Raw genomic sequence first — 5,667 nt, 5'->3', positions numbered from 1 at the left:
GCTTCAATTGAAGCCCTGTTGGGCTGCTGTTTGTGTAAGGGGACGGATTCCTCCCCGTGCATGAATGACAGGGGTTTTCATCCGTCCCCTTACCAACCCTAATTTTCGATGAACGATGATTGAACTGCTTGCCGCGCTATCGGCGTCGGCGGCGGGGGGAATGAGAATTGCCCTGCCCCTTCTGCTCATTGGTTTATTGCAAAGCGACCAACTGTGGTCTCGCGTACCCCTGTTGTCTCGCTTGTCCCCCCAGGTGGCGATCGCGATTCTCGTCAGTTGGTCGTTATTTGAATTATTTGCCTCAAAACAAGTCTGGGGACAGCGACTCCTACAAAACGTCCAGCTTGTTTTCAGTCCCGTTGTCGGGGCAATCATGGGAATGGCGATCGCCCAAGCCAGTTTTGGCCAGGACAATGCCGCCCCTTCCTTTCTCGTGGCGATTATTGGCATTGTCGGCGGGTTATTAGCCCTGGTCCTGCAACTGGTGCAAGTGGGATGGTTCTACCGCCTGGGCAGATTGCCCCTGTGGGCGATCGTTGCCCAAGATGCCTTATGCATTTTCCTGGTGTTGTTTGCCTTCGATGCACCCACCGAAGGCGGCATCATTGCTTTACTTCTTCTCTGGTTGGCTATTCGCACCTCCCAGGAATGGTATCGCTGGTATGTAGAGCAAGGTACTCGCCGCCATCCCCGGGAAAGCAAACAAGATCCAGATTGAGTGACGCGACGACAATGCAGTGGCACTGCCAAATGATTTGCACCCGCGACGAGTAGAGTGAGCAATGCCCACCCTACCTCTCATCCCTTCTAAGCTAAAGTAATCCCACGAAGTGCAACGGTCCGTGGCCGGTAATCAGTTCTATTATTAATGCCATAAACCCAATCATTGCCAGACGTCCGTTCCAGACTTCGGCGGCGGTGGTCATTCCCCACTCCCAGCGTTCTTGCGGATACATTTTGAATTTCTTCGCCGGATGAACCACTTGGTCGAAGGTGACACTGGGCTGGTCGATCGCTTCGACGACTAAATCGGCTAAGTCGTCAATAAACACCGGATGGGTGTTCAGGGCCGGCACCCGATGGAAATTCTCGATTCCTGCTTCTTCTGCCAGTTCTCGATATTCCATGTCAATTTCTTGCAGGGTCTCGATATGTTCGGAGACGAAGCTAATCGGAACCACCAGCAAGTCTTTCACTCCCGACTCGGCGAGGGAGATAATCGCATCTTCCGTATAGGGTTTGAGCCATTCCACCGGTCCGACTCGACTTTGGTAGGCGAGGGTGTGGTCATTCGGTCGATTGAGGGTTCGCATAATCAGTTCGGTACATTCCTCAATCTCGCGCTGGTAAGGATCGCCGGCTTCTTCCACGTAGCTGAGGGGGACGCCGTGGGCGCTGAAGAAGATATGAACCGCGTCGGGATTCTCGAACTCGTCGAGTTGCTGGGCGATCAGTTCCGCCATCGCCTGGAGGTATCCCCGGTGTTTGTACCAGGAGGGGATAACGGTATAGTCAAGCTGCTGCACCGATGGGTCTTCTTGCCAAATTTTCTCGAGCAGTCTGAAGCTCGATCCGCTGGTACTGATGGAAAACTGCGGGTATAGCGGCAGAATCACCAGCTTTTCAATTCGATCGCGCTTGATTCGGGCGATCGCTTCTTCGGTAAAGGGATGCCAATAGCGCATTCCAATATAAATTTGCGCCTCTTGGCCCTTTTGCTTTAACTGCTCTTGCAGGGCGATCGCCTGCTCTTCTGTAATCCGCCGCAACGGCGATCCTCCGCCTATTTCGCGGTAATTTTCCTCGGATTTTTGGGTCCGCAGGCTCGAAATCCACCATGCTAGGGGTTTTTGCAACCACGGAAATGGCAGGCGAATAATTTCGGGATCTGAAAACAAGTTGAACAGAAAGGGTCGGACGTCTTCGATTTGCTCCGGTCCCCCTAAATTAAGTAATAATACCCCTACACGGCCCATAGCTATCACAGTTTCCCTTTACTCTTCAGTTTCGTTACTTATTTTAACAATCATATCGTTGATTAAGTCACCTTTAAACTCAGATTGAGATCTCTATCGGGAGGAAATATTGGCAACGATTCTCAGAGACTTGAGTTACCGCTATCAGTGGCTCTACGATACCATTTCCCGCATCGCCGCCCTCAGTGTCGGCGGCGAATCCCGCTTCCGTCAGTTAGCCCTCGAAGGTGTCTCCCTCACGCCAGAAACCAAGGTTCTGGATCTGTGCTGCGGTAGCGCTCAGGCAACGGAATACCTGGTCCGCTATTCTTCTGAAGTTACGGGGTTGGATGCTTCGCCGCGATCGCTCCAGCGCGCTCGCCAAAATGTCCCCGACGCATCCTACGTGCAAGCTTTCGCCGAAAATATGCCCCTGCCTAAGGATGAATTCGATCTGGTCCATACCAGTGTCGCCATGCACGAAATGGACCGCGAGCAATTGCGCGATATCCTCGCCGAAGTTTACCGCGTCCTCAAACCCAGCGGTACCTTTACGATGGTGGATTTTCATCGTCCCACCAATCCCTTATTGTGGCCGGGTTTGAGCCTCTTTCTCTGGCTGTTTGAAACCGAAACCGCTTGGCAATTACTCGCCACTGATTTACCTCAACTGTTGGCTGAAGTCGGATTTCAGGTTGACAAACCGCGACTCTATGCCGGTGGCTCCCTCCAGGTGCTTCAAGCTCAAAAACCTCGGTAACGGCAATTGGCAATCTGTAACGGGCATTGCCTCTGCGATCGCTCTGCCCTAGGCAATGCCCACCCTACGGGAAGCACAACCACAAACAATGCTATTTGTCAAGCCTATTTTTGTATCGAATTGTAAAGAGAATTGAGCCGATCTCGGACGTCCGGAGGTTGCGCGGTAAAACGGATGTAAAAACACCCATTTTCCCCGGAAATTTCGAGCACCTTAGCATAGATATCTTCGCTGGACTTTAACAACCCATAGTAAGACGAAATTAAATTAAGCTTTATATTGCTCAATGCCGACGGAATCGCCCCCTGTGCATCTGTCTGCGCTTGAATTGCTGCCCCTTTTTCCGAAAGCTGAATTAAACTTCCGTGGAAATAATTTTCCCCCACCTGCTTGCCTTCTAACAGGGCGTAGTGGATGGGTAGCGGTTCCGGAAGCGGATAAAAATTTTCCGCTTCTTGGGGTAAAGATAAGTTATAAGGTTCGCCAATTCCGCCCACTTGATAAATGGTAATTTCCCTTTTTACCCCTTTGGGCTTTACTTTCTTTTCTTCATCAATTCTTAAGCGGGCTTTCACTTCATTTAAAGTAGATTCTGAAATAAAAACTTGACTGCCTGTGGTATAAGATTCAATGCGAAATGTTAAATTCATGTGACTGCCGACTACACCGTATTTGGTACGTTTTTCCGAGCCGATATTGCCCACTACCACTTCTCCCGTGTTCATACCAATTCCCATTTCTAAAGGCAACCAACCGAATTCTTTTATTTTATCGTTAACTGCTTTCATTTGTAACTGCATGGCTAGGGCGCAGGCAACCGCTCTATCGGCATCGTTTCCTCTGACGGTGGGCGCGCCAAAAAACACCAAAATCCCATCGCCCATAAATTCGTTAATGGTGCCTTCGTACTGAGTAATGATGTCCGCCATGTGTTTCAGGTAAAAGTTGAGGATTTCTACCACTTCTTCTGGGGAAAGCCGTTCCGATAAAGCGGTGAATCCGCGCAAGTCTGAGGTGAGAATGGTAATTTTGCGCCGATCGCCCCCCAGTTTGAGCGCTGATGGCGAGTCGAGCAAATTCGCCACCACTTCATCGCTCAAGTAGCGGCCAAAAACCTGCCGAATCAGTTGGTTTCTTTTTTCTAAATCCTGGTTGGCGAGGGCTAACTCAGAGGTGCGTTCTTTGACACGCCGTTCTAATACTGTGGCAGTTTGACGCAAGCGATTGATGACCACGGTTAAACCGGAAAGGGCTAAAACAGATAATCCGCCAAGCATCAAAAAGGTGCTTTGCAAGCCGGTTTGCGTTTGGGCGATAAAGGGATTTAAGGGCTGATAAATTTCCAGAATTCCGCGCACGTCGCCGACTTTCCAATCGGTTTTGGGACTGGCGGGGTGAGTGTTGTGGCACTCGACGCAACTGGGCTGCATGATATCGGCTTGGGCATAGCGGAAAAATTGCCGATCGCCAAGGGTTTCGATGCGATAAAACGAGCGATCGGGATGTTGTCTTAAATAGCTGAGGGATTCGCGCTGGAAATTATCTCGCGCGCCGCCAGTTTCCCTGCGCCAAGGAAAGGGATAATCGCTAAACAGATGCGCCGACATTCCACCACGATCGTCGCTAATTTTGTGCCCGAGTTCCAGGAGAAAGGTGGCTGGGAGGGGCATGGCACCTTCTTGGGTGGCGTAGTCGTGGGTGACGCGAATTCCGGGAATGTTTTCGATGCGATTGACGGCTTGGGAACTGTAGAGGGTGCGCGCTTCTTTCATGGTTTGGGCGATCGCCGCCGCATTCTGTAGTGCTTGGGAGGCAATCAGGTGCGACGACAAACGGGACATATTCGACAATGCCACACCGACTCCAATGCAAAACAATAGAGTCAGAATGAGCAAGGTCTGTCGGTAAAGTACCGATTGCAACCCATTCCAAGTTCGAGCAATGAACTGGCGCATATTATTCTCGGATTTTTAAAGTTTTGATGAGAAAGACGAGCCGGGGTGCGTGGAACTCTACATCCACTCATTACATTACGGTAACATACCCCAAAAACTCTCTGAGTCCTCTCCACCACAGGTCTTCAGACTGGCTCCACATCCGGCGATCGCTCTCGGCTATTTATCATACTTCAGCCATTTTGTCAATAAAAATTCTCGGGGGATGTGGGGGGCAACTCTGTGAGATAAGAATTTTTGCTCTAAAACCCGCCTTGTCGCCGCGATCGCCGCGTCGGTCAATTTCCCACCCCCACTCGAAGGGTTCACAGCGATCGCTCAGCCAACAACACCCCATCATAAATCTCTGCCATTGTCAGGGTGACTGGCACCGAATCCAAACGCAATTTATCCTTTGCGTGCAACTGCTCTTCGGTCCAATTCCCTTGTGCATTTTTCCGCAACACTTCAATCCCTACCTTGTCCTGATGCACTAACAGGTATTCCCGCAAACTGGGCAATTTTTGGTATGCCCGGAACTTTTCTTGTCGGTCAGTGGCCACTGTATCCGAGGAGAGCACTTCGATAATTAAAATGGGCCGCGTTTTAAAGTCGCGATCGCTATCCGTGGGGTCGCAAACTACCATCACATCGGGATAATAAGCCACATCTGCAGCTTCTACCCACAGAATCATTTCTCCCATAAAAACTTCCCAGTCTCCCTCGCGCAACCGCTCTTGCAATCCACTGCTGAGATTAACCGCGATCGCGTCATGTTCCGGCGATAAATTCCCCATTTCAAACAACTCGCCGGCGATGTATTCATGGCGTACTGCCCTGCTTCGTTCCAGTTGCAAATATTCGCGAAAAGTCAAACTTGTTTGTTCCTCGTCCATTGGCTTGCTGGGGTAAAATTCTCGATCGCTATTTTACCCTTGGTGGAACCCACAATTTGGCGGCGCAATATTGACAGAGGAGGAAAGCCTGTGTTATGATAATTGGTAACGAAGCTCGATGG

Annotated in this window: 5 protein-coding genes; 2 read left to right on the top strand and 3 right to left on the bottom strand. The window is 50.5% G+C overall.

The genetic code is table 11. The features are described 5' to 3' along the window. The first annotated feature begins 115 nt into the window (after positions 1-115). On the top strand, positions 116-718 hold the full coding sequence (locus AC0QH1_RS15335) for a DUF4126 domain-containing protein (RefSeq protein WP_324632066.1): 603 nt from the start codon (positions 116-118) through the stop codon (positions 716-718). A gap of 94 nt (positions 719-812) precedes the next feature. Here AC0QH1_RS15335 and hemH read toward each other — a convergent pair whose 3' ends face one another. Beyond that, positions 813-1,976 (bottom strand): ferrochelatase, encoded by a 1,164-nt coding sequence (gene hemH, locus AC0QH1_RS15330; protein ID WP_324632067.1) that lies wholly within the window; start codon positions 1,974-1,976, stop codon positions 813-815. A 109-nt stretch (positions 1,977-2,085) separates the two neighbouring features. Here hemH and AC0QH1_RS15325 point away from each other — a divergent pair, with 109 nt between their 5' ends. Continuing rightward, a complete protein-coding gene (locus AC0QH1_RS15325) occupies positions 2,086-2,715 on the top strand; it encodes a class I SAM-dependent methyltransferase (RefSeq protein ID WP_324632065.1) in 630 nt (209 codons plus the stop codon). Between the two features lie 104 nt (positions 2,716-2,819). Here AC0QH1_RS15325 and AC0QH1_RS15320 read toward each other — a convergent pair whose 3' ends face one another. Then, complete coding sequence (locus AC0QH1_RS15320; protein ID WP_324632064.1) at positions 2,820-4,670, bottom strand: adenylate/guanylate cyclase domain-containing protein; 1,851 nt, start codon at positions 4,668-4,670, stop codon at positions 2,820-2,822. A 305-nt stretch (positions 4,671-4,975) separates the two neighbouring features. Continuing rightward, positions 4,976-5,545, bottom strand: coding sequence for a Uma2 family endonuclease (locus AC0QH1_RS15315; RefSeq protein ID WP_324632063.1), 570 nt, complete (start codon positions 5,543-5,545; stop codon positions 4,976-4,978). Positions 5,546-5,667 lie beyond the last annotated feature (122 nt).

It is taken from the genome of Phormidium sp. CCY1219 (assembly GCF_055795085.1).
This window is presented reverse-complemented; position numbering and strand designations above follow the sequence as displayed.